22 protein-coding genes are annotated in these 25,772 nt (G+C 45.9%); 17 read left to right on the top strand and 5 right to left on the bottom strand.

Translation table 11 applies throughout. From position 1 onward, the window contains the following. Positions 1–138: 138 nt before the first annotated feature. Positions 139–897, bottom strand: coding sequence for a type 1 glutamine amidotransferase (locus BN1938_RS21130; RefSeq protein ID WP_050642387.1), 759 nt, complete (start codon positions 895–897; stop codon positions 139–141). Then, entirely contained in the window at positions 894–2,255 is a 1,362-nt protein-coding gene (locus tag BN1938_RS21125) for a Mur ligase family protein (protein WP_050642386.1), read from the bottom strand. Before BN1938_RS21125 ends, BN1938_RS21130 begins: the two co-directional genes overlap by 4 nt. A 308-nt stretch (positions 2,256–2,563) precedes the next feature. Between BN1938_RS21125 and BN1938_RS21120 the strand changes: the two genes are divergently transcribed. Then, the gene (locus BN1938_RS21120) at positions 2,564–4,993 is read left to right on the top strand and encodes a cation-translocating P-type ATPase (RefSeq protein ID WP_050642385.1); all 2,430 of its coding nucleotides are present in this window, start codon (positions 2,564–2,566) and stop codon (positions 4,991–4,993) included. A gap of 332 nt (positions 4,994–5,325) precedes the next feature. On the opposite strand, the gene BN1938_RS21110 is transcribed toward BN1938_RS21120, so the two are convergent. Both BN1938_RS21110 and BN1938_RS23765 read right to left on the bottom strand, forming a co-directional pair. Next, positions 5,326–6,039, bottom strand: a complete 714-nt coding sequence (locus BN1938_RS21110; RefSeq protein ID WP_050642383.1) for a J domain-containing protein — start codon at positions 6,037–6,039, stop codon at positions 5,326–5,328. Positions 6,040–7,043: 1,004 nt separating this feature from the next. Beyond that, positions 7,044–7,220: a hypothetical protein gene (locus BN1938_RS23765; RefSeq protein ID WP_167702523.1), complete on the bottom strand. Its 177-nt coding sequence runs from the start codon at positions 7,218–7,220 to the stop codon at positions 7,044–7,046. Between the two features lie 124 nt (positions 7,221–7,344). On the opposite strand from BN1938_RS23765, the gene BN1938_RS21105 reads away from it, so the two are divergent. The 5 genes from BN1938_RS21105 to BN1938_RS21085 all read left to right on the top strand — a co-directional run bounded on the left by BN1938_RS21105 (position 7,345) and on the right by BN1938_RS21085 (position 13,871). Continuing rightward, positions 7,345–8,280 carry a DUF1848 domain-containing protein gene (locus BN1938_RS21105; RefSeq protein ID WP_050642382.1) on the top strand — a complete coding sequence of 312 codons (936 nt, stop codon included), beginning with the start codon at positions 7,345–7,347 and terminating at the stop codon, positions 8,278–8,280. After that, positions 8,247–9,476 carry a flagellin lysine-N-methylase gene (gene fliB / locus BN1938_RS21100; RefSeq protein WP_242843899.1) on the top strand — a complete coding sequence of 410 codons (1,230 nt, stop codon included), beginning with the start codon at positions 8,247–8,249 and terminating at the stop codon, positions 9,474–9,476. The genes BN1938_RS21105 and fliB overlap by 34 nt, the downstream gene beginning before the upstream one ends. A 26-nt stretch (positions 9,477–9,502) precedes the next feature. Beyond that, entirely contained in the window at positions 9,503–10,543 is a 1,041-nt protein-coding gene (locus tag BN1938_RS21095) for an alcohol dehydrogenase (protein WP_050642381.1), read from the top strand. Between the two features lie 98 nt (positions 10,544–10,641). Then, complete coding sequence (locus BN1938_RS21090; protein WP_050642380.1) at positions 10,642–11,973, top strand: D-alanyl-D-alanine carboxypeptidase family protein; 1,332 nt, start codon at positions 10,642–10,644, stop codon at positions 11,971–11,973. Between the two features lie 299 nt (positions 11,974–12,272). Continuing rightward, positions 12,273–13,871: an AAA-like domain-containing protein gene (locus BN1938_RS21085; protein WP_330581601.1), complete on the top strand. Its 1,599-nt coding sequence runs from the start codon at positions 12,273–12,275 to the stop codon at positions 13,869–13,871. 248 nt (positions 13,872–14,119) lie between these two features. On the opposite strand, the gene BN1938_RS21080 is transcribed toward BN1938_RS21085, so the two are convergent. Next, positions 14,120–15,091: a helix-turn-helix transcriptional regulator gene (locus BN1938_RS21080; RefSeq protein ID WP_050642378.1), complete on the bottom strand. Its 972-nt coding sequence runs from the start codon at positions 15,089–15,091 to the stop codon at positions 14,120–14,122. Between the two features lie 212 nt (positions 15,092–15,303). Between BN1938_RS21080 and BN1938_RS21075 the strand changes: the two genes are divergently transcribed. The 11 genes from BN1938_RS21075 (at position 15,304) to BN1938_RS21025 (ending at position 25,685) form a co-directional block, all read left to right on the top strand. Beyond that, positions 15,304–16,497 carry an MFS transporter gene (locus BN1938_RS21075; RefSeq protein ID WP_050642377.1) on the top strand — a complete coding sequence of 398 codons (1,194 nt, stop codon included), beginning with the start codon at positions 15,304–15,306 and terminating at the stop codon, positions 16,495–16,497. A 36-nt stretch (positions 16,498–16,533) separates the two neighbouring features. Next, the gene (locus tag BN1938_RS21070; protein ID WP_050642376.1) at positions 16,534–16,977 is read left to right on the top strand and encodes a C-glycoside deglycosidase beta subunit domain-containing protein; all 444 of its coding nucleotides are present in this window, start codon (positions 16,534–16,536) and stop codon (positions 16,975–16,977) included. Positions 16,978–16,998: 21 nt separating this feature from the next. Further along, positions 16,999–17,985 carry a sugar phosphate isomerase/epimerase family protein gene (locus BN1938_RS21065; protein ID WP_050642375.1) on the top strand — a complete coding sequence of 329 codons (987 nt, stop codon included), beginning with the start codon at positions 16,999–17,001 and terminating at the stop codon, positions 17,983–17,985. Between the two features lie 10 nt (positions 17,986–17,995). Next, a complete protein-coding gene (locus tag BN1938_RS21060; protein ID WP_050642374.1) occupies positions 17,996–18,979 on the top strand; it encodes a sugar phosphate isomerase/epimerase family protein in 984 nt (327 codons plus the stop codon). After that, the gene (locus BN1938_RS21055) at positions 18,976–20,115 is read left to right on the top strand and encodes a Gfo/Idh/MocA family protein (RefSeq protein ID WP_050642373.1); all 1,140 of its coding nucleotides are present in this window, start codon (positions 18,976–18,978) and stop codon (positions 20,113–20,115) included. The genes BN1938_RS21060 and BN1938_RS21055 overlap by 4 nt, the downstream gene beginning before the upstream one ends. A 21-nt stretch (positions 20,116–20,136) precedes the next feature. After that, entirely contained in the window at positions 20,137–21,138 is a 1,002-nt protein-coding gene (locus BN1938_RS21050; protein ID WP_050642372.1) for a sugar phosphate isomerase/epimerase family protein, read from the top strand. 215 nt (positions 21,139–21,353) lie between these two features. Next, on the top strand, positions 21,354–22,001 hold the full coding sequence (gene deoC, locus BN1938_RS21045) for a deoxyribose-phosphate aldolase (RefSeq protein WP_050642794.1): 648 nt from the start codon (positions 21,354–21,356) through the stop codon (positions 21,999–22,001). A 1-nt stretch (position 22,002) separates the two neighbouring features. Further along, positions 22,003–22,887 (top strand): metallophosphoesterase, encoded by an 885-nt coding sequence (locus BN1938_RS21040; protein ID WP_050642371.1) that lies wholly within the window; start codon positions 22,003–22,005, stop codon positions 22,885–22,887. 69 nt (positions 22,888–22,956) lie between these two features. Further along, a complete protein-coding gene (locus tag BN1938_RS21035; protein WP_050642370.1) occupies positions 22,957–23,700 on the top strand; it encodes a segregation and condensation protein A in 744 nt (247 codons plus the stop codon). Positions 23,701–23,717: 17 nt separating this feature from the next. After that, a complete protein-coding gene (gene scpB, locus BN1938_RS21030) occupies positions 23,718–24,287 on the top strand; it encodes an SMC-Scp complex subunit ScpB (RefSeq protein WP_050642793.1) in 570 nt (189 codons plus the stop codon). Positions 24,288–24,410: 123 nt separating this feature from the next. Next, entirely contained in the window at positions 24,411–25,685 is a 1,275-nt protein-coding gene (locus tag BN1938_RS21025; protein WP_050642369.1) for a D-alanyl-D-alanine carboxypeptidase family protein, read from the top strand. Positions 25,686–25,772 lie beyond the last annotated feature (87 nt).

Here is a 25,772-nt window from a genome sequence, read left to right as displayed (position 1 = left end):
AATAAGTATGGGCGTGAGCGGGTTACGGGAGTAAGCTAAAGGAAAGCAAAACAAAAGAAAACCGGGGCAGCCTGGACACATCGTGGGAAGCATTTATGGCTTCTCGTGATGAGACAGGGCAGCCCCGGTTTTCTTTGATTAGGTGTGTCTTTTTATGGTTTCTTTGAGGATATATTTTTTATCGCTGTAACGGTCTGTGATGTAACTGTTTGCCAGATGTTCCAGCTTGTCCGTCAGCGGGTCCAGTGGAATATCTTCCCCGTATTTTCGTTTCAGCGCCTTTGCAAGCAGATAATCGCAGACGTGAGGGTTCTTGGGGAGAAGGGGGCCGTGAAGGTAAGTTCCTATTACGTTTTTGTAAACGACTCCTTCGTAACCGGATTTGCCGGTGTTGCCCAGACCATAGAAGACTTTGCCGAAGGGGGTGTGGTTTCCTATGTGAGTACGCCCGCCATGGTTTTCAAATCCTACAACAGGGGTATCGAAGAGGGGGCTGTTCAGGACGATGTTGCGGATTAGCCGTTCAGGTTCCCACTCTGTTGTGATGTCCAGGATGGACAGGCCCTCTATGTTTTTTTTATCTGTTTTGTAATATTTACCTAACAGCTGATAACCTCCGCAGACTGCAAGTACTACACCATCGTTCTCTACGTAGTCCTTAAAATCCTGCTTAATATTCTGAAGCTGGCCGCAGACCAGTTCCTGTTCACGGTCTGAACCGCCTCCGAGCAGGATAATGTCCAGTTTTGAAAAATCAATGGCGTCCCCGGATAGAAAGGGGATCACCTCGGCTTCTATTCCGCGCCATTCCAGCCGCTTACGGAAACATTGGATATTGCCGCGGTCACCGTACAGATTCAAAAGATCAGGGTATAAATGTCCGATTGTCAGTTTCATGCTGTGGCGCCTCCTTTCCCGGCTTTTTCTAATTCAGTCAGCATATGGTTTGTACTGTAAAGGCCGGAATAATTTACGATGACATAAAGATTGCCGGTTCCGTTTTCCGTGCGTTCCTGAACCGTTGCACGCAGATTTGTGGTGGAATCACAGGGAATGTCCTCATATTTTAACCGGAGCCCCATATCATGGCGGCGTGTGCCGGTGGTAGTAATAGTGGCGGCCTGTGCGTCGGCCAGATATTGAAAGTCTACATCCCAGAGCCAGGAGATATCTTCTCCGTCCTGATAGGTGTCGTTGATCTGAATGATAATGTCTTTCGGCTTTTTATCCTTTAATACAAGAGAAATCTTCTGCTGAAAACCAATGGGGTTCTTTGCAAGATGGAGTTGAACCCTGGCGCCGTTGATCGAGAAAATACTTTCGCGGTTATTCCCGTAGTCAAAGGTTTCGATCATTTCCTGGAAATGGGTCCTGTCTGCCTCAAGTGCATTGAGCGCCGCGTACGCGGACAGTGTATTGTAAATGTTGTATGGTGTGCGTGCGGTTGAACGGATGTCCATTCCGTCCATATGAAATGTATAAAGCTCATCGTGCAGTTCGATTTCAGAGGCCGTGAAATCGGGCTCCGGACGTTCTAAGCCGCAGCTGGGGCAGTGGTAGATACCCAGCTGTCCATAATGGAAGAAGTCATATTCCAGCTTCTTGCCGCAGGAACGGCAGAAGATGCTCTCCCGGATCTCGGAACGGGAAATATCGTCAAATATCTGCTCACTGATGCCGTAAGTGATAAACGGATTCTCACTTTCAGCGGCAAGGGTATAGGACAGGACATCATCACAGTTGATGATCAGTTTTGTGTCCGGTACGCTGGTGACGGCTGTCTTCAGCTTATGGAAAGTGATGTCAACTTCGCCGAATCGATCCAGCTGGTCCCTGGAAATATTTGTCAGCAGAGCACAGTCTGGTTTCAGTTGGGGGAGCACGCGGACGGAAGCGATCTCATCCACTTCAATACAGGCATAATCTGCATCCAGCCTGCAGTGCTTGTCAGTTGCAAGTACAAAGGCAGAAATAATTCCGTTGAGCATATTGGCTCCGGTACGGTTAATAATCACTTTTTTCCCTTCTGCTTTTAATGCATGATACAGAATACTGTTTGTCGTTGTTTTGCCGTTCGTTCCCATGGTTACAATCGTTTTTTCTCTCACCATTTCCGCCATGGCGGATAAGATGCGGGGATCAATGATCCGTGCAACATAGCCCGGCAGGGTAACGCCGCTTCCTCTATTCAGTTTTTTAATCAGATAGCTGGTGCATTTAGCACATTTAATTGCGAGTATGCTTCTTATTCTCATAATTTTATATCAACTCTTATCCTTTTCTTGAAATACTTGTACTATTATAATAGAAACGGATACAGAAAACAAGGAATTTGAAAGGATTTCGGTATTTTGCAGGTACAGGTTGTTACTGTTCGCATCATACGGGCGTACACAGTAACGGCATAGAACTATATTTTGTGGGACATTCGGTTTTTAACGAAAGAAATTATAAAGATTTAATGAAGCCTCTGGAAATTCATTTTCAGTGTGATAGAATGGAAATGACTAAAACTGGAAAATACCGAAGATATAGAATCTGAGAATGAGGTGGAATAAGATACATGCAGAAAAAAAGCAGACAACAGGTGATTGAGGAGAAAAAAGACAGGAGGATTCCGACAACCAGGTACCGCCCCGAGTACCGTCAGGGGCTGACGAACCAGCAGGTGCAGGAACACCGTCTGCATGGCTGGACGAACACGGCGGTGGATCCGCCGGCCAAGACAACGAAGGAAATCATCCACAGCAATGTATTTACGTACTTTAACCTGATATTTGTAATTCTTGCTATTCTTTTATGTATAGCTGGGTCTTTCCGTGATCTCACATTTCTTCCGGTCATTATACTGAATACCTTGATTGGTATTGTACAGGAGGTGCGGGCAAAGAAGGTGCTGGATGACCTGACGATGCTGAATGCGCCCCACGCAACTGTTGTGCGGGATGGACAGAAGTCTGTGATTGACGCGGAAGAGCTGGTGCTTGATGATATCGTTATCTTCAAGGCGGGCAGCCAGATATGTGCAGATGCGGAAGTCTGTGCCGGGGAGGTACAGGTGAACGAATCGCTGCTGACCGGAGAATCCGATGAGATCGTGAAGAAGAAAGGCGACGAGCTGATGTCAGGAAGCTTCGTTGTGTCCGGACAGTGCCATGCAAGGCTGGAAAAGGTCGGCATGGATTCCTATATTTCAAAACTGACAATGGAAGCGAAGGAAATGCAGGAAGGAGAGCAGTCAGAGATGATCCGCTCTCTGGATAAACTGGTAAAATGCGTGGGTATTGCGATCATACCGATTGGAATTGTACTGTTTGTCCAGGCATTTTTCTTTCAGAATGAAGGCTTTCAGTCCAGTATCACTTCCATGGTTGCTGCAATTATCGGCATGATCCCGGAGGGGCTCTATCTGCTGGCGAGCGTGGCGCTGGCGGTCAGCTCGGTGCGGCTTGCCCAGAAAAAAGTACTGCTTCATGATATGAAATGTATCGAGACACTGGCCCGGGTAAATGTGCTCTGTGTAGATAAGACAGGAACGATTACGGAAAATACGATGAAGGTGCAGGAAGTGATTCCTGCGGACGGTTACGATGAGAAAGAGATGCAGCCGTTGAGCATGCTGATCGGAGACTTTGCGGCGGCGATGGATCAGGACAATATTACAATGGCGGCCATGAAAGAATATTTTCAGAACGCATCGGGTAAAAAGCCGCTGAGCAAAACCGGGTTTTCTTCTGCCACAAAATATAGCAGCGTCACTTTTGAGGATGAGGTTTACGTGCTGGGAGCGCCCGAATTCGTATTGAAGGACAAGTATGAAACCTATGAGGAAGAAATTACCGGATATGCTTCACAAGGCGCCAGAGTCCTGGTATTTGGCCTTTATGACGGTGAGATTGACGGGAAGGCTTTGGAACAGGGAATTACCCCATTAGGATATATTCTCCTGGCAAATCCGATTCGCAAAGAGGCAAAAGAGACATTTACCTATTTTGCAGAGCAGGGCGTTGAGGTTAAGGTTATTTCGGGAGACAACCCCGTGACGGTATCGGAGGTGGCCAAAAAGGCCGGCATTGCCAATGCGGAGAACTATGTAGATGCTTCCGCTCTTACATCGGATGAGGATGTCCGTAAGGCAGTGCTTGGGAATACCGTATTCGGCAGGGTAACACCGAATCAAAAACGGCAGTTCGTCCAGATTCTGAAAGAGGCCGGGAAAACGGTTGCGATGACGGGGGACGGTGTCAATGATGTGCTTGCACTCAAGGATGCAGACTGCAGTATAGCGATGGCTTCCGGAAGCGAAGCCGCAGCCCAGGCATCACAGCTTGTATTGCTGGAATCAGATTTCTCCTGTATGCCCCAGGTCGTTCTGGAGGGCCGGAGGGTCGTAAACAATATCCAGCGGTCAGCCAGTCTGTTTCTGGTAAAGAATATATTTTCCTTCCTGCTGTCTTTGTTCTCTGTTGTATTTATGATCACATATCCGCTGGAACCGTCGCAGATATCTCTGATCAGCATGTTTACAATCGGAGTGCCTGCGTTCTTCCTGGCGCTGGAGCCGAACAAGAACATCATCAAGGGGCATTTCCTGACAAATGTATTCCTGAAAGCCCTGCCCGCTGCGCTGACAGATGTACTTGCAGTGGGGGCGCTGGTCGTATTCGGGCAGACATTTGGCGTGAATTCAAAAGACATATCCACAGCCGCAACGATGCTGCTGGCGATCGTCGGGTTTATGATTCTTTATAAGATCAGCGCGCCGATGAACATCATGCGTACAATCGTAGTAGCGGGCAGCATAATAGGACTTCTGTTCTGCAGTATCTTCCTGAACAACCTGTTTGCTATAACCGGTATGTCCACAAAATGCGTTATGCTGTTTATTGTATTCTCAATAGCTACAGAACCCGTGCTGCGGTACCTCACATCCTTGTTGGGAAAACTCAGAATATACTACCTGCGCCTGCGGGGGAGAGTCGTGGAGGAGTGAGGGGGGATCGGCTTGTGGGGGACGCCGCCGGAACCGGACATAGGGAGGTTTGGAGACGGGGTTATGGCTGTAAGCCGGAGTAAAGTAAAAAAGCAGGAAACCCAGGGCAACCTGGACACATCACCCGAAGCCCTCATCAGGGCTTCGCGCGCTGGGTCCAGGTTGCCCTGGGTTTCCTGCTTTTTTACTTTACTCCGACTAACAGCCATAACTACGCCTCCAAACCTCCCTATGTCCGGTTTCGGCGGCTGGGCTCATCAAGGCGGGACAAAACCCCATCCCTTTGGCGGCACTGACGGGAGAGGCGTATGTTTTCCTTTAAAACTTTTTGATTAAGCAACTGCGTAGCTTAAGAGTTTTTTGAGGGTGTTTTGAAACTGTTTGTATTGGGAACGGAGTTTTAGTTTTTCTGTGCTTGTTCTATTTTGTTCTACGTAAGCGTCGTATTTGTCGAACAGGATGTGGTAATCCATGTGCTGTTTTTGGCCCCAGCGAACCAGGACCCAGTTCATGGCATCGCTCTGCCAGTAGCTCATGGGGATCTCTGCCGATCTCAGGATGGAGATGTATTGGATGGCCTGCATGGACAGAGAACTAAGCTGCTCGGTAAGTTCTATCTCGTATTTATCTTTTTTACCTAATCTTTTGAAAATTTTAAGAGGCAGTGCTTCTTTTTTTGAGTGAAGTTCCATCAGACTCCCGCTCTGTGAGACGATCTCATTCAGGCGGCAGGCCGCATTCCAGTATGTTACAAAGGATGCGGAAGAATCCGCGCTCTCTTCCTCGGGCTTTCCCACCGTATATGTGCGGAATACCCTGTTGGGCTTTCCAACCAGTTTTCGATTGTACTTACTGCGCCTGTCCGGGTTGGCGAGTGTCCGGTATGCTTCCAGTATCTCCTGCATGTAGCCTGTGGTGTCTATGTCATTATGCATATTGGCATCCGGATGGTATACTTTTGCCAATGCATTTTTCGCGCTGGTAATTTCTTCAAGGGTTGCCTCTCTGGATACTCCGAGAATGTCATAGTATGTACGGGTTTCCATCGTTTCCTCCTTATTCCTGTTTCATTATTTATTCTCCCACAATTAATATTACGATAGGATCACAAAAAAATCAAGATCGGGATTCAGCGACGAGCTTCAGTCTCGGCGCGGATGGGGGGACGCCAAGCGAACTGTAAGCGGCAAGCCCTCCGGCCTGTAGGGTCGGTTTAAAATCCTGACCGCTTAACGAAGAATCTCTAAGAGACCCAGAGGCACCCGGAAGGGCACATCCGGCATGCGCTGAAAAAATTGATATTTTTTCAGCACAGGCCGGATTGAAAATTGATTTTGGAGAATCAATTTTCATCCCTTCCGAGTGCCTCTGGCTCTCTAAGAGCTTCTATTCGTCCGCTATAAGGCGTTTTAAACCGACCATACAGGCCGGAGGGCTTGCCGCTTACAGTCCGCTTGGCTGGTTCATCCGACCGGGAGTAAAGAACTCGTTCCCAGGTTGGGAGCCCGAGACGGGGGCGGCGGATGGAATTGGCTATGTGTATCATGCATTTTATTGAGTGGATTTTAAAGCTTCGACCTATATACTCACGGGTAAAAAGCGCTCAAAAACTTACGTTGATATAAACGAAGCACCAATTCCATCCCATACGCTGGCCCCGTTCGAGGCCCTACATTAGAGACGGGTCTTTTCCTGCCGGCTGGATGCACCAGCTCCATGATGGGATAGCCGAAAGCCACCCTGGGAATATACCTGCCCTTTCAAAAACGCTCAGAGCGGGCCTTAGAAATTCCTGGTGGGAAACAGCTGTGAAAATGGGGGATTCTTTGATCACCGAATCAAAGAATCAGCTGACCCAGCGCGGGAAATCATCGGATTTCCCGTGATGTGTCAGCTGTACCCCATTTTCATGGCTGGTTCCCACCTGGAATTACTTAGGCCCGCGGCCGCATTTTTGAAAGGGCAGGTATATTCCCAGGGCGGCTTTCGGCTATCCCTTCATGGAGCGTCCCCATCCGCGCCGAGGCTAAAGCTCGTCGCTATATTCCGATTACTGGAACATATTTTCTACGTAGTTCCGCATTTCTTCCCGGCTGTGTTTCTGTCTTGCTTCATCAATCACCTGCTTTTGTTCAGCATCTGATAGATGGGAAAAGTGATTCAGGGCATCGGAGTGCTGTGCCAGTGCCATGGTAAAACCGATCGGCAGTTCTTCATTATTTATCATTAACAAACCTCCTTTCATGAGGGAATTTAAATTTAGTATGTGTTAGTTTTTTGACTTCATACCTGTAAATCTGAGCAGGATAATGGTATACTATTAAAAGAAAATATGGGAATGAGGGATTTTTATGATATTGAGTGTCAGCCGGAGAACCGATATTCCGTGCTGTTATCCGGATTGGTTTTATAAACGCGTGGAAGAAGGCACTGTCTGCGTGCGTAATCCATTCCGGCCGCATCAGATCAGCGAGATTGCGATCACGCCGGAGGTGACTGACTGTATTGTATTCTGGACGAAAAATCCCGAACCTTTGATTGCAGAATTGAGCAGATTGGATGAATATTTATATTATTTCCAGTTTACTTTGACAGGATACGGAAAAGATATTGAGCCGGGACTTCCTGATAAGGCGGCTTTGATAGAGGTGTTTCAGAAGCTGGCTGGGCGGATTGGCAGGAAACGGATGATATGGCGGTATGATCCGATTTTGCTGAATCCTTATTATACAGCCCGTTTCCACCTGGAGGCTTTTGAAAAAATCGCTGGGAATCTGCAGGGGTGTACGGAGAAGGTTGTTGTGAGTTTTATTGACACCTATAAAAACACCAGGCAAAATGCGGATATTTTGAAGCTGAAAAAAACAGAGGCGGGAGAACTGGAACGGTTAGCAGGACAGCTTGCAGAAACGGCGGGCCGGTATGGAATGCGCATGGCGGCATGCGCGGAAGAGATGGAATTTGGCAGGACGGGCATAGAACATGGGGCATGCATTGATAATAGCCTCATAGAGGAACTTGCCGGATGTGAACTTAACGCCGTACGGGACAAGGGCCAGAGGCCGGGATGCGGCTGTATGGAGAGCATCGACATTGGGGCTTACAATACATGCATGAATGGGTGCAGGTATTGTTATGCCAATTACAGCGGGACTGTTCTTAAGTCCTGCAGGGAGAGGTTTGCTGTCAGTTCGCCGCTGCTTTGCGGCAGCATAGGAGCGGATGATATTGTTAAAAAACGGGCGGTGAAGTCATGGAAGAATCCGCAGATCCGGCTTCCGTTTTAAGAGAAGGAGAGGAAAGCATGCAGTATACGGCGCCACATTATTATAGGGAGTTTCATTGTACTGCAGATCAATGTCCGGATACTTGCTGCGCAGGCTGGCAGATTGCAATTGATCAAAAGTCATTAAAAAAGTACAGGAGGAAAAAAGGAATCCTTGGAAACCGCCTTCACAATGAGATCGACTGGAAAAACGAGAGCTTCCGTCAGTATAAGGGGCGCTGCGCATTTTTGAATGAGGAAAATCTGTGTGATCTTTTTCTGGAAGGGGGAAGCGGGATGTTCTGCAGGACATGCAGGTTGTATCCGAGGCATGTGGAGGAATTCGAGGGACTTCGGGAGATTTCCCTGTCCCTGTCCTGCCCGGCCGCCGCACATTTGATTTTGAATTGTCAGGAGCCTGTGCATTTTATTCATCATGAAAAAAGGGGGATCAGAGGAGAGGAGTATCAGGATTTTGATTTTCTGCTGTTTACTAAGTTGATGGATGCCAGAGAGGTTATATTTCGGATTCTGCAGAGACGCAGTATTCATATGGAGGTACGGATGGCCATGGTACTTGCACTGGCCCATGATTTGCAGCAGCGGATAGATAAAGAGGCATTGTTTGAAATCGATAGTCTGCTCCAACGGTATGAAAAGCCTGGCGCGGCAGAGTGGTTTCATAAAAAAACAGAGGAAGCCGGCCAAAAGAAAGGAGAGAGGCGTGCCTGCGTGTACAGGGAGGCATTTTTGGTATTCGATGGTCTGGAAGTGCTTCGGGATGACTGGAGAGCTTTTTTGCATCAAAGCAAAGAAATTGTGTTAGCCCAGGCGCACGGATACGAAGAACGAAGCCATATTGAACCGGGGTACAAGGAGGAAGGCATTCTTGAAATATCCGGCAAAGCGGGGGAATATGATACGGTGTGGGAACAGCTGATGATTTATTTTGTATTCACGTATTTTTGCGGGGCTGTATATGACGGGAATGCTTATGTAAAGATGAAGTTTTCCTTGTTCGGCACGCTGATGATCCGTGAGATGTCCAGATCAGTCTGGGTCAGGAAGCAGGGAAGAGACAGCCTTGCGGATGTGGAAGAATCGGCCCGCCGTTATGCCCGGGAGATTGAGCATTCGGATTTTAATAAGAAAAAACTGGAAGAACTGTTGGATGATGAGGAAAGATTTGGTCTGGAAACTTTTTTCCTGATGCTGTAAGGAAAGTTTGAAACGGAGGTTTGGCTATGAAAGCAGTTGTTTATAAGGGAAACGGAATCATAAGTCTGGAAGAACGTCCTTTGCCTGAGATTCAAAAGGACACAGACGCAATTGTAAAGGTGACGGTGACAACCATCTGTTCCAGCGACATACATATCAAGCATGGGGCTGTTCCGCGGGCAAAGGAGAACATCGTACTGGGCCATGAATTTGTGGGAGAAGTGATCCGAATAGGAAGAGCGGTTAAAAAAATACGCCCGGGGGACCGTGTTGCCGTTAATGTAGAAACGTTCTGCGGAAAATGCTATTTCTGCCGCCACGGATATGTCAATAATTGTACGGATAAATATGGGGGATGGGCCCTGGGCTGCCGAATCGACGGAGGGCAGGCGGAATATGTCAGGATTCCTTTTGCCGATAACGGTCTTACAAGGATCCCGGATACCGTTTCAGACGAAGCCGCACTATTTACAGGTGATCTGCTCTCAACAGGTTACTGGGCGGCTAAGATGGGGGATATCAAGCTTTCCGATACCGTTGCAGTGATCGGGGCAGGTCCTGCAGGGATTGCGGTTATGAAGTGTGTCGGACTGTATAATCCTGCTAAGATTATAGGGATTGATACGGATGACCAAAGGCTGGACCTGCTAAGACAGCATAAGATCGCCGATGTCACCTTAAATCCACTGAGAGATGATGTGATAAAGGCCATAAAAGAACTGACAGACGGGCGGGGAGCGGATTCCGTCCTCGAGGTGGCAGGAAGCAGGGAGACCTTTGAGATGGCATGGATGATTGCAAGACCAAATGCGGTTGTAGGAATTGTTGCAATGTACGAAGAGGATCAGGTACTTCCGCTGCCAAAGATGTACGGAAAGAACCTTACCTTTAAAACAGGTGGAGTGGATGCCGCGAATTGCGAGGATATCCTGCGCCTGATTGAGAATGGCAGGCTGGACACAGAATGTATGATCACCCACAGAACCACGCTGGATTATATTATAAAGGCATATGATATTTTTGAGAATAAAAGAAACGGTGTCGTGAAGTATGCCGTTTACGTCTAGAAATGCAGAAGAAACAGCTTATTCTGCGGTTTAGTTGTTCTAAACTTACCCTCCCTCTACTATATTGGTAATAGACGATATAGCAGAGGGAGTTTTATATGAAAGCAGCACTGGCGGTATTATTAAGCGCACTACTTTGTGTACAGAATGCATATGCAATGCCGGCAAAAGAGTATATTGTCTATGAAGACACTGCAGAATTACAGGAAAATACAGAAGAAGTGCAGGAGGATACGCAGCAGGGCACAGAAAACACGGAGAACAGCGATACGGCGGCGGAAGAAAGCCAGGAAACCGTTTCGGAAGATACAGGCGGTACAGAGGGGGAGGCGGCTGACACACAAACTGCCGGTCCGGAGGTAAGCGCGCCGTCTGCAATTCTTATGGAGGCGTCCACCGGAGAGGTCATCTTTGAGAAGGATGCGGACACAGCCCGTCCTCCTGCAAGTGTAACAAAGATTATGACCATGCTTTTGATTTTCGATGCTTTGGCCGATGGAAAAATCAAGCTGGAAGATCAGGTGACAACCTCTGAGTTTGCGGCATCCATGGGCGGTTCGCAGGTATTCCTGGAGCCCGGGGAAACACAGACAGTAGATACGATGCTGAAATGTATTTCCGTGGCCAGCGCGAATGATGCGTGTGTTGCTATGGCCGAGTACATATCCGGAAATGAAGAAGAATTTGTTAAACAGATGAATGAGCGGGCAAAGGGGCTGGGAATGGAGAACACCCATTTTGTCAACTGCAACGGCCTGGATGTGGATGGGCACGTGACAACGGCAAGAGATATCGCCCTGATGTCCAGGGAGATGATCACAAAATACCCGCAGATTCATGATTACTGCATGATTTGGATGGAGAATATCACGCACACAACGAAAAAAGGAACCACAGAATTCGGGCTTACCAACACAAACAAGCTGGTAAGACAGTATGAATATGCGACTGGTCTTAAGACGGGATCTACGGGTCTTGCCAAATTCTGCGTATCAGCAACTGCAAAGAAGAACGATATTGAAATGATCGCGGTCATCATGGCGGCAGAGGATTCCAAGGCCAGGTTTAAGGATGCGACCACGCTGCTGAACTATGGATTCGGAAAATGCCAGGTTTATAAGGATGAGAAACCGGAAAAGCTGAAAGATATAAAGGTAGAGGGCGGTGTAAAAGAGACGGTACCCTGTGAGTATGCGGGCAGTTTTAGTTATCTTGACACCAGCGGAGCAAACATGGCAGGGATTACAAAAAAGCTGAAAATAAAGAAAAGCCTGGATGCTCCGGTGAAGAAGGGGGATAAGGCAGGAAGTCTGGTTTATGAACTGGACGGGAAAGAGATCGGGAAAGTAGATGTTATTGTATCTCAGAATGTGAAAAAAGCGGGATTTCTGGATTATCTGAAAAAAGTTGTTTCTAGGTTCAGGACGTAGCCTGTTGGCTACGTTCTGTCTCTCTGTCCACATGCATATGATTTTATGCTCTGAAACCTGTACAGATACCTTACACATGGACATGGTATGACCTGAATTGTAACCTGGAAACATGAAAATGTTAATGTCGGGAAGAAAACATTTATAGCGAAGAATGGAGTGAACTAAAGATTGTGCATTAACATGGGATAACGTATAATAAAAGAAGAAATTCAGGGAGACGGGGAATATATAGAGTTTTCTGTTAAGTATAAATGGACAAAGGTTTGGTATAATTCGATGAAAGGATGGAGGTGTGTATGATGGTGAAATGTTTTAATACAGAAGGTGTCTGCCTGCCAGAATTGCATTATATGGTCAATGTCAACAGGCAGCTGAATGAGATCAAAATGCTTGTGGATGCGGGCAAGTATTTTACCATCAACAGAGCAAGACAGTATGGAAAAACGACGACGATCCGGCAGCTGGTGCAGATGCTTTCAGAAGAGTATATAGTGTTTTCCTTAAGTTTCGAGGGAATGGGGGATTTTGCCTATAAAGAGGACTCTAATTTCTGCAAGGAATTTAGCGGTCTTTTATGTGAGACGATTGATTATGGAGAAACCAAGGGAGTTCCGCAAGAAATCTATCAGATGCTGGCAGAGTATGCAAACGGAGATAAACAACTTTCCTTAAGAGAATTTTCAAATGTGATTTCACAGATTTGCAAGGAGAGTGTTCGCCCAATGGTTTTGATTATTGACGAGGTAGACTATGCGAGCGGAAAGCCTATTTTTTTAGATTTTCTAGGAATGTTAAGGAATAAGTACCTGAAAAGGACCGACAGACCTACTTTTCATTCAGTGATTTTAGCCGGGGTACATGATATTAAAAACTTAAAGCTAAAAATGCGCAGTGAAAGTGAAAGGCAGTATAACAGCCCTTGGAATATTGCTGCTGATTTTAATGTAGACATGAGTCTTTCGACCGACGAGATTGCAGGGATGTTGCAAGAATATGAAGACGATTGGCATACTGGCATGGATATAATGGGGATGGCTAAAATGATTTTTGATTATACATCAGGTTATCCTTATCTGGTTTCCCGTCTTTGCAAGATTATCGACGAAAGGATTGCTAACAGCGAGGTCTGCCCAGACAAGCAGTCTGCTTGGACAAAATCTGGATTTCTGGAAGCTGAAAGGCTATTGCTGCAGGAGAAAAATACACTATTTGAATCATTGATTAATAAGCTGTCAGATTACCCGGAAATGGATGAAATGCTATACGCGTTACTGTTCTCTGGAAGGGGAATTGCTTATAATGCCTTGAACCCGGCGATTGAGATTGCGTCTATGTTTGGGTTTGTGAAAAACAGAGATGGCATGGTAGAGCCGGCGAACAGGATATTTGATACGTTACTCTATAATTATTACTTATCTGCAAATGAAATGCATGATAAAGATATTTATAAAGCATCCCTAAAGGATAAGAACCAGTTTATCATCGGCGGTCATCTGAACATGCGGCTCATACTGGAAAAGTTCGTAGCGCATTTTACAGAACTATACGCTGACAGTGATGAAACTTTTTTGGAAGAGGAGGGAAGAAAGTATTTTCTGCTTTATCTCAGACCGATCATCAATGGAGTAGGGAACTATTATATTGAATCCAGGACAAGAGGGATGCGGCGTACAGATGTGATAGTTGATTACCGTGGGGAGCAGTCTATTGTAGAGATGAAAATCTGGCATGGAGAGGAATACAACCGCCGGGGAGAAGAACAATTAGCAGTGTATCTGGATGATTACCAAAAAAATAAGGGATATATGATTAGCTTTAACTTTAACAAGAACAAACAAGTTGGCGTACACGAAGTGTTTGTAAAGGATAAGATTTTGATTGAGGCAGTCGTATAAAGAATGTAAATATGCCGTGGATATAGATTCTGCGGCATATTTTCAGTATCACCTGCGTAGATATGGAACAAGCAGTAAGTGTCTATCATTTTTAAACGACGCATGCGTTGCTATGGCCGAGTACATATCCGGAAATGAAGAAGAAAAATATCACGAACCATGTGGGAGCGGCGTCCCCTGCATGGTTCGTGATATTTTATAAAACCTGAGTTGTTAAATATAAATAACCGGTTATTTTTTTATGTGTACTATACTTTCGGGTGATCACAATCAAAATAGTGATGCTTCCTCATGATTTGCAGCCCCTGCTGTGGAGTATAAATGTATTGTTCCATTTTTCCGTCCTGGCTGTATTCTTCAATCGGCGCCATAAGAGATGTCTTTTTTCTGAATTCTTTCAGCGTCATGTTATATGCCTGCTGAAACCGCTTATTCAAATATTTACTGTCAGAGAATCCACTTTCCAGACAAATATCTGTAATATTCATATCTGTTTTTTTCAACAGAAGTACTGCGTGCTCAAATCGTAAAGAATTCACATATTCCTGAAAGGACATTTTCATAGCGTCTTTAAAAAAATGGGACAGATATGTTATCGACAAGCCTTCTTTTTCTGCAAGTTCCGAAAGTGTTATTTTTTCCCTATAGCGCTGGTGGATATAGGTTATGATTCGTGTCAGCCTGCGGTCCTTGTTCCTGGCGTTGACGATTTCTGTATCTTTCAGCATATGGTATGGCACAAATGCTGTAAAGTACCAGAATAACCGGTACAGGTCGCTGACACAACGAAGCTCAAAACCAGGCGCTCTAAAACAGTAGTTATAGCCAAGGTTAAAACAAGTATGGATGATATCCAGGGCTTCAGCAAATGGAGTGATGGAAGTGACATTGCTGGTATTAAAACGTATATTTTGGATTGCAGGGTAATGCGCGGCGCAAAAAGAAGGGTCTGCCTGGATTGTCAAAAGGATGCAGTCACTCTGTCTGCTATGTAATGTATGGAATTCATCCGGGTTAAATAATGCTATCTCACCGGGACCGAGGTCGAATTCTTCTGTGAGTGTCTTGACATGAAGGCCTCCTTCAATAACCTGCACGAGCTCAAAGTCATGGTGCATGTGAGGGGGACGGTAGGTCAGATTAATCAGAAAGAAGTTGACATTGCTTACCTGTGTATGCGGGATTCTTTCGTATTCATTTACATCATGAATGTGGTCCATGGTTCCCCTCCTCCTTTGCCGTTACAGTGAATTCAAGTTACATTATAGATAAAAAACAGTTATTTAGCAATATATGAACATAAGATAAAACCACAAACTTGTCGTTTCTGTACAACAAGTTCTCCTTTGTAATTCACTTTAAATATCACTATAGTATAGTTATCGATAGCTAAAAGGTTCATGAATCTGAAAAATGAAAAGGAGAATCAAGCATGAGTGATAAAATGAAGGCAAAGGTATCGCTGCTGCTGTCAGCTATGGGAATGATGACATTTTTGGCGCCGGCAGCGGTTATAGCAGCGATGGTTCAGGAGTTTCCGGATACCAGCGTATCCCTGATCCAGATGATAATTTCTATTCCATCATTGATTTCTATCCCGCTGGGGCTGGTTGCAGCCAGACTGGCAAAACGCTTTTTAAAAAAGACATTGATTATTTTTGGTACGTGTTGTTATTTGGTCGGAGGCATACTCCCCTATTTCTTCCATTTTAATGCACAGGTCATTCTGGCATGCTCCTGTATCATCGGTGTTGGCATGGGGATCGCTATGACCGCGCTGACAGCACTGATTTGCGAGTTTTTCGAAGGCGCGGAAAGAGGCGGGATGCTTGGGCTATATGCTGCATTTATTTCAATCGGGGGAACCGTAAGTTCACTGCTGGGCGGCCGGTTAGGAGCATCCGTATGGTATCATGCTTTTCTGGCATATTTGATCCTGATACCGATTATTATTCTGGAATGTATTCTGCTGCCTAAAGGACATTTGGATCAGGAAGAGGAAAGCGGACAGATCAAGCAAAGCAGACGTATGTCAAAGCAGGTGTGGATGATCGCATTGACAGGATTTGTGTTCTATGTCTGCATCAATGTATTCAATAATAATGCAGCTGTGCTCGTGGCAGAGAGATCTTTGGGAGGCGCGGTAGAGTCCAGTTACATCACGACTTGTTATACCATAGCAGGGCTGGTTACAGGATTTTTTGTTGGGAAAATTGTTGTGAAGTTAAAAAGGAAGACGATTGCTGCGGCTTATGCACTGGGTGCGGCAGGACTTCTGACAGGATTTCTTGGGAATAGTGTCGTATTGATTTGCATGGGGGCATTTATAACAGGTGTGGGCTTCTGCATGTTTGCGTCCACGGCCAACTTCCACGTATCCGAGATGAGCACGCCGAGTACACTGACTTTTTCCCTTGCTTTTCTGTCTGCGATCATCAATCTCGGACAGGCATTTTCGCCGGTCGTAGTCAATCTGGCATCCTCAATGATTGGACCGGATGCCGGCAGCCGCTTTATCATGGCCGGAATTGGAAGTATTGTAATTGCTGTACTGGCATTGCTGTTTGTTAAGAACAAAAGCAGCCAGGAAGAGATCCGGGCGGCAGCTGTACAGGAAGGCAATTAAGAAGGGAATGTAATGAATAGAACAGGAGGACAAATCATGGGATTTGTAATGAGAGTCAAATTAACAGAAACATTAAGAGACGGTACCTTAAAAAATTATTATGAAAACAAAAGAAAGGCGGGTTATCAGTTTGACTTAAGGCTGGCATACTACCGGGGCCATTATTTATCAGTCATTGATGAACTTGCTGTTGAAGTGGATCATGAAAAAATAGAGGAAGAGTCCATACGGTTCTGTATCAATGGAAAAGAGTTTATGCCGAATCAGTTAAAAGAAGCATATTACGAATTTTGGAGCATTAAAGATCCGGCGACCATTAAAATCAGAAAGGAAGGCGGGCTGAAGGCTGGAGAGCACCGGGTTAAGCTGACACTTATGCTTCGCAATCCGTATCTTCCCCAGCCAGGGGCCGAAGATAGGTATACACCGGTGGACAGCTGTGATGAAAAGATCATGATTCTCGAAGATACAATTGCTTAAGTCAGAAAGGATGGTATAAAGATGAGTAATATAAAATTAGGTGTTACAACGCATTCCTATGTGGCAGAATGGGTTGACGATAAAGCGACTCTGGAGGATATGGTGCGGCATATAGCAGAATTAGGGTGCGACGGAATGGAGATTGTTGCGACCTCAATGTTTCCGGAGTATCCGTATGTCAGTGATGCATATGCAGGTGAAATCAGGAGATATGCTCAGGATTATGGCGTAAAGCTGGTTGCGGTCAGCGGTAATATGGACCGCGGCAAGAGAAAAGACAGGAATCTGACGGATGAAGAGATGCTTGCTGTCGTAATACAAGATCTTCAGAATGCAAACAAACTGGAGTGTCCGGTACTTAAATCACAGTTTTTAATCTCCCCAAGGGTCATGCAGAGAGCAGCTAAATATGCCGAATTCTATGGAGTAAAACTCACGATTGAGATCCATAACCCGGAGACGCCTTCCAGCCATATCATGACGGAGTACTACAATATGTTTGAGGAGACGGGCTCCGCATATCTGGGATTTGTGCCTGATTTTGGAATCTTTGCAGACAGGCCGAATAAGGCAGACTTAAACAGAGCCATTGAAAACGGTGCGGACAGAAAAATTGTAGAATTAGCAACACAGCTTCGCTATGACGGAGTATCAAGAGAGGAAGGCCGTCAGATCTTGTCAGCTAAAAATGCGACACCATCTGAAATGAACTTGTTTGAATCCATGTATGGATATATGCAGTTCTCGAAGAATCCTGACTTTGATGGGTTAAGAAAAATCATGAAGTATTGCCCGCATATGCACGGTAAATTCTTCGAGATTCTGGATGACGGAAGCGAAGCTACGATTCCTTACGACAAAATCCTGAGAGTTTTAGATGAGGAAGATTATGACGGTTATGTCGTATCAGAGTTTGAAGGACAGATCAAGCCCGGAAGAAGTTCTTTTGATTATGTGAAGCGGCATATCCGCCTGGAACAGTCAATACTGGCGGAAATAAGGGGATAGGAGGTGCCGCATGAAATACAGTTTAATGTCGCTCATGGTCAACGATGAGCTGAAGGTAAAGAAACCGAATTTTATACATATGATGATGATGAAAGAGTTTGGGTACGAAGGCGAAAACCCCACAATTGATGAAGTGTTTGAATTTCTGAACGGACATGGTGTGCCCGTCAAAAATGGCAGTATGACCTTCGAGGATTATGTAAAATTTGCAAAAGATGCCGGCTATGACGGTATAGACATGATGGATTTTCATTTAGAGACGGAAGGGAAAGAAGCAAAGAAGATATTAGAACAGTATGGGATCACTTTATCTTCTGTAAATATTATCATTCCTTTTGCGAATGCAAAGACAAAAAGTAAATTTGAAACTATGCTGGGAAGGGCAAAGCGCCTGATCAGCCATGCACACGAGGCGGGGTGCCGCAATGTACTGCTTATGCCTTCTGTTTATACGGCAGATGCAGATATTACGAGAGAAGACGCATTCCATAATATGGTTAACGGCTTGAAGGCCTGCGTGGATTATGGAGAAGAAATAGGAATGACAATCAGCACGGAGACACTGGAAAGCATTGCGGTGCCATACTGCAGCTGCGGCGAAATGGAACGTATCTTTCAAGCGGTAAGGAAGCTGAAATATACCCATGACACAGGAAATCCATTAACTGCATTGGAGAACCCGGCAGAAGTGTATGAGATATTCAAAGACAGGACAGTATCGGTTCATTTTAAGGATTTTGCGTATAGTACGGCAGAAGACGGGATTCTCTGCAACGATGGGAGAAAGGTTGTCAGTGTTCCGTTTGGAGAGGGGGCGGTAGATTTCAGGGAACATTATGATATGCTGCTCCGGGATGGATACCAAGGGTTCATAACAATAGAAGGAAGTGTTCCGGCAGATAATTCCCTGGATAGCGCAGTAAAATCTCTGCAATATTTTAAGAATATGGAGAGAGAGGAAAGAGAAAAACTATGGGGAGGCAAACCGGAATGAGAAAAAATCTGAGATACGGCATGGTTGGCGGAGGACCCGGCGCATTTATAGGAGACGCACACCGGAGGGCGATCAGCGTAGACGATACGGCGAGGCTTGTGGCGGGCTGCTTCTCAAGGGATCCTGAGAAATCGAGAGATCATGGGGAGGCATTGGGGCTGGATACAGAGCGCTGTTATGAGAACTATAAGGAAATGGCCTTGGCGGAAGGAAAAAGAGAAGATGGGATTGACTTTGTGGTTGTGGTTACTCCCAATGCCACCCACTATGAGGTGTGTAAAGCATTTTTAGAAGCCGGGATTCATGTGGCATGTGATAAGCCGCTTGCAACAGACAGCAGCCAGGCGGAGGACTTAAAGAGGATTGCCGATGAAAAGGGACTGCTCTTTATGGTTACTTATACCTATATGGGACACGTGACCGCAAAATATGTGCGTGATTTAGTGAAAAACGGAGAAATAGGCCCGGTCCGCACTGTCATGGCAGAATACCCTCAGGGCTGGCTATACAATGAAAAGGATTGGGGAGGAAAACAGGGCGAGTGGCGCTGTGATCCAAAACAGTCAGGCAGGGTGAACTGCCTGGGAGACCTGGGAACCCATGTAGAGAATGCGGTCACAATGATGACCGGGTTAAAAATAAGACGGGTGCTGGCAAAAATGGATATTGTTGTTCCGGGAAGAAAGCTGGATGACAATGACCAGGTTCTGGTTGAGTATGAAGGCGGGGCAACAGGAATCAACTGGACTTCCCAGTTTGCCATAGGATGTGATAATAGCCTGCGAATCAGAATCTATGGTTCAAAAGGCACCATTCTATGGTTCCAGGAGGCCCCGGAAGAAGTAACTTTGATTAAAGAGGATGGTATTCCGCGCCTGGTGAAAAGAAGTTATCCTGCAATTACTCCGGAAGCAGCCAGATACGGACGCCTTCCGGCCGGACATACGGAAGGCTGGCTGGAAGCGATGGGCAATCTGTATGACAGCTTCGGGGAATGCGTGGCAGCAAAAAGGACCGGAACCTTTACAGAGGAAATGATTGATTATCCGACAATTGGATATGGCATTCAGGGACTGAAGTATGTAGAGGCATGCCTTAAGAGCCAGGAGCATGGAAATGTATGGGTTGAGCTATAGAGAAGAAGGGAGAAAGAGACGATGTCAAGACCAGTAACACTTTTCACGGGACAGTGGGCAGACCTGCCATTGGAGGAAATGTGCAGTACTGCTTCTAAAATGGGATATGAGGGGTTAGAGATCGCAACATGGGGACAGCTGAATGTAAGAAAAGCGGCTGAGAATAAAGAATATGTAAAAGAAATCCTGGGTGTGCTGCAAAAATACAACTTAGGCTGTTGGGCAATCGGCGCTCATCTGACCGGGCAGTGTGTCGGAGATGCCTTAACATATGCCTACGATCCAAGGCTGGATGGGTTCGCACCATCCGAACTGGCAGGAAAGCCAGAGGAAATTCAGAAGTGGGCTGTTGAAGAGATGAAATATACAGCAAAAGCAGCCAGGAATATGGGGGTAGAGGTAGTAACGTGCTTTATGGGATCACCAATTTGGAAAATGTGGTATTCTTTCCCGCAGACGACGGAAGAGCAGGTGGAAGAAGCATATCAGACGATGAAAAGACTGTGGACTCCGATTCTGGATGTATTCGACGAATACAATGTTAAGCTGGCGCTGGAAGTACATCCTACGGAAATAGCATATGATTACTGGAGTACAAAGAAACTTCTGGAAGTATTTGAGTACCGCCCCACAATAGGAATTAATTTTGACCCAAGCCATCTGATTTGGCAGGGAGTAGACCCGGCAGTATTTTTATACGATTTTGCGGATCGTGTATATCATGTCCACATCAAAGACGCAAAGGTGAACCTAAATGGAAGAAATGGAATACTGGGCTCACATATTACATTTGGAGACCAGAGGAGAGGCTGGAACTTTGTATCACCAGGGCACGGGGACGTTGATTTTGATAATATTATCCGGGTTCTCAATCAGAAAAATTACGAGGGACCATTGTCGATAGAATGGGAGGACAGTGGCATGGAACGGGTATTCGGGGGAACCGAGGCCTGTGCATTTACAAAGAAAATTAATTTTTCACCATCCGATGTAGCTTTCGATGATGCTCTGAAAAATGATTAAATAAGAAATGTTTAAAGGAAGCAGGAGTATCTTGCTTCCTTTTTTTATTTTTAGAATAGTAAACGTATTGTATTAATATATTAAAATTAAAACGTAGAATCAAAGAAGGGGCAAAGATCAATAAAAAATTGAATTTACCGATAAAAGATGTTAGGATAGTGTAGATGATAAATGCAATGCCGGCTGTGTATACCGGTATACAATGGAGGAATATTATGGATTTTGCAAAAATGATAGATCACACGATTTTAAAACCGGATGCCACTAAGGAGGATGTGAAAAAGCTCTGTGATGAGGCTGCAGCATACGGATTTCATTCCGTATGTGTAAATTCCAGCTTTGTGTACTATTGCGCTCAGCTGTTAAAAGAAACGGATGTAAAGGTATGCACCGTAGTAGGCTTTCCCCTGGGCGCCATGTCTACAGACGGAAAAGTGGGCGAGACGCTGACTGCAGTATATGACGGGGCGGAGGAAATCGATATGGTGATTCATGTCGGTATGATAAAGAGCGGGAACTGGCAGTACGTGAAGGACGATATAGCCGCTGTTGTCGAGGCTGCTGCAGGGCGTGCCATTGTGAAAGTGATCCTGGAAACATGCCTTCTGACTGACGAGGAAAAGATAAAGGCATGCCAGATCTGCAAGGAGGCCGGAGCCGATTTTGTAAAAACATCTACGGGATTCTCCAAAGGAGGTGCTACTGCGGCGGACGTTGCCCTGATGCGGCAGACAGTGGGGCCGGTTATGGGCGTGAAGGCTTCGGGCGGCATTAGGACAACAGAGAAGGCCAGGGAAATGGTTAAGGCAGGGGCAGACAGGCTCGGAACCAGCTCCGGGATTGCCATTGTAGAAGGCAATTAAGATGTGGAAGGGAATCATTGCGGCGGTTATTCTGGTTTTCCTGATGTGTCTGGCTGAAGGAAGGCGGGAACTGCGCTTTTTCAAAATTACCAGATATACCCTGAAGGTGCCTGCATTTAAAAAACTGGACAGCGAGAAAAAGATCATTTTATTGGCAGATCTTCATAATAAATCCTACGGAGAGCATAACAGCAGGCTGTTGGATGCAATACGGAAAGAAAAGCCGGATCTGATCCTGATAGCGGGAGATATGCTTGTGGGGAAAGACACCGCCTCTTATCAGGAAGCCCTGGACTTTGTTACCCGGCTTCCTGCAATATGTCCGGTATATTATGGCCCTGGCAACCACGAGCAGAGGCTGAAAGAATACCCGGAAAAGTATGAAAAGAGCGTATACAAAAAGTTCAAAGAAGGACTGGCACTCTCCGGTGTCCATTATCTGGAGAACCAGACAGCGGACATAAAACTGGATAGACTGCCTGTCCGGGTGAACGGGCTTGAACTGCCGATGCTTACTTATGAGAAATTCAAAAAACACCAAGTGGAAGCAGCAGATATCAGACAATGCATTGGAAGGGCGGACCGGGACAAATATCAGATTCTTCTGGCGCATAATCCTGTTTATTATCCTGCATACAGGAAATGGGGGGCGGATCTGACAGTATCGGGGCATCTTCATGGGGGAATCGTGCGCATTCCCGGGCTTGGGGGGGTGATTACTCCTCAGGCGGCGCTATTTCCAAAGTATTCCGGGGAGATGACCGTGGAAGGCAGTCAGGCGATTGCCGTAAGCAAGGGACTTGGAACCCACACGATCAATCTGCGGTTCTGCAATTATGCGGAAGTGGTGGCAATCAGCCTGCTTCCATACAGGGAAACGAAATAAACTTGAGTATTTTGTGCATTTCCCTTATAATAAAATGCAGTGTGAATATCTGCAGCAGGGAGCGTAAGTATGGGAATACCAGTAAAGCTGGAAGTGTTCGAAGGCCCGCTGGACCTTCTGCTTCATTTAATAGATAAGAATAAAATAGATATATACGATATACCGATTGTGGAGATTACGAATCAGTATATGGAATACATCCGGAACATGCAGAAGGAAGACCTCAATGTTATGAGCGAATTCCTTGTAATGGCAGCGACTCTTCTGGATATCAAGTGCAGAATGCTGCTTCCGAAGGAAGTGAACGAGGAGGGGGAGGAAGAAGATCCCCGTGCCGAACTGGTGGAACAGCTGCTTCAATATAAGATGTACAAGTATATGGCATATGAACTGAAAGACCGGCAGCTGGATGCGGATCAGATCCTTTATAAGGTTCCCACAATTCCGGAGGAAGTGATGGGATATGTGGAGCCTGTAGATTTAGATCTTCTTCTGGGAGATCTAACGCTGAAAAAGCTGAACCAGATATTCAAAGACGTCATGAAGCGCCAGGAGGATAAGATAGACCCGGTGAGAAGCAAGTTCGGTACGATCGAGAAGGAGGAAGTTCCTCTTCCCGTTAAGCTGTCCTATGTGGAAGACTATGCCAGGTCACACAGGAGATTCAGTTTCCGGCAGCTTCTGGAAGCGCAGAAGAGCAAGATGCATATTGTGGTAACATTCCTGGCAGTTTTGGAATTGATGAAGCTGGGAACCATTCGGGTAGAACAGGAGGAGACATGCGGGGATATTATGATTGACTCGCTGATTTGAAAGGAATGGAAGAAGATATGGAGATAGAAAAACTGCAGGGCATCATTGAAGCTATCCTCTTTACGATGGGGGAGTCGGTGGAATTGGGAAAAATTGCAGCGGTGATAGAACACGACGAGAATACGACGAGAAAGATCATACATAATATGATGGACCGGTACGAGGAAGACAACAGGGGAATCCGGATTATAGAACTGGAAGATTCTTTCCAGATGTGTACGAAAAAAGAGACCTACGAATATCTGATCAGGATCGCAAAACAGCCCAAACGGTATGTACTGACGGAGGTTCTGCTGGAGACGCTGTCCATTGTCGCATACAAACAGCCTGTCACCAAGCTGGAGATTGAAAAAATAAGGGGCGTGAAGTCGGACCATGCGGTGAATAAGCTGGTGGAGTACGGACTCGTTGAGGAAGTTGGACGTATGGATGCACCCGGAAGGCCGCTTTTGTTTGGGACCACGGAGGAATTCCTGCGGAGGTTCAGCGTCCAGTCGCTGGATGAACTTCCTACAATAAATCCGGAGCAGGTGGAACATTTTAAAGAGGAAGCGGAAGATGAGGCCCAGCTGAAGCTGGATATATAGGAATCAGGAGAAAACAGGTTATTATGCACGGCCTATGGGCTGTATATCGTAACGAAAATAGTTCTATTGGCGCCATGACCCACATAAATACTAATAACATAGTATGTTATGGAGTGCCTGGACATGATAAAAAGGAAAAGACAGGACGGCAAAGCTGTCCATAAGATAAGGAAACGGATCACAGTGTTTATTTTAATCTGCTGTATGGTTTTTTCGGGAACCTGGGGCAGTACAGTTATGGTGGTTCGCGCAGAGTCGGAAGAGCCGGATAATTTATACGCCCAGTCAGCAGTTTTGATGGATGCAGACAGCGGGCGTATTTTATTTTCAAAAAATGGACAACAGGAGAAGGCGATGGCCAGCACAACAAAGATCATGACCTGCATACTGGCTCTGGAATATGGAAAACTGGACAGTGAAATGACAGTGAGCGCATATGCCGCATCCCAGCCAAAGGTTCATCTTGGGGCATATAAAGGGGAAACATTTTATCTCAGGGACCTGCTATATTCGCTCATGCTGGAATCCCACAACGATGCGGCAGTGATCATTGCCGAAAACATTGGAGGCAGTGTGGAAGGGTTTGCGGACATGATGAACGCCAAAGCCAAAGAGCTGGGCTGCGGCAATACATATTTTATTACTCCTAACGGACTGGATGCCGCGGACGAAAACGGAAGCCATCACACTACGGCGGAGGATCTGGCGAGAATCATGAAGTATTGCATAATGGATTCGCCGCAGAAGGAGATGTTTCTGGAGATCACCCGGACACCCTCCTACCAGTTTACCGACTGCTCCGGAAAATCCACGTATTCCTGTACAAACCATAATGCATTTCTGCAGATGATGGACGGCGCGCTGTCGGGGAAAACAGGATTTACGGGAGATGCGGGCTACTGTTATGTGGGATCACTTAGAAGGGATGACCGAACCTTTATCGTGGCACTGCTTGCATGCGGGTGGCCCAACAATAAAAGCTACAAGTGGGCGGACACAAAGACTCTGATGAATTATGCGCTGGATAACTATGAATACCGGGACATCTGGCAGGAAATAGACGCGGGAACAGTGAAGGTTGAAAATGGGATCGATAAAGAGCATCCGTTCCAAACAGAGACAGAAGTTCCCCTGGAAGTTGTAGGGGCAGATCCTAAATGGAGGCTGCTACTTAAAACCGACGAGCAGGTAGAAATGAGCTGGGAGAAGGAAGAGATACTGGATGCCCCTGTAGTTAAGGGCCAGAAGGCCGGCGAGGTCGTATATACTTTAAATGGAGAAAAATTAAGATCTTATGATATAACAACGGCTTCAGGAGTACAGGAAAAAACCTTTAAGTGGTATATAAAAACAATTTTTGGCATGTATATGTTAAAAAATATCAATTTAAATGATTAATTTTACCACTGGATAATAGGCAATACTTATGTTAGTATGGATGAAGATAAAAAAAGACAATTAATTTGATAAAATATAAGGAGATGT

It is taken from the genome of Eubacterium sp. SB2, assembly GCF_001244405.1.
GTDB classification, from domain to species: domain Bacteria; phylum Bacillota; class Clostridia; order Lachnospirales; family Lachnospiraceae; genus Faecalicatena; species Faecalicatena contortus_B.
Note: the sequence above shows the minus strand (reverse complement) of the source record. Positions and strands in the feature narration are given on the sequence as shown.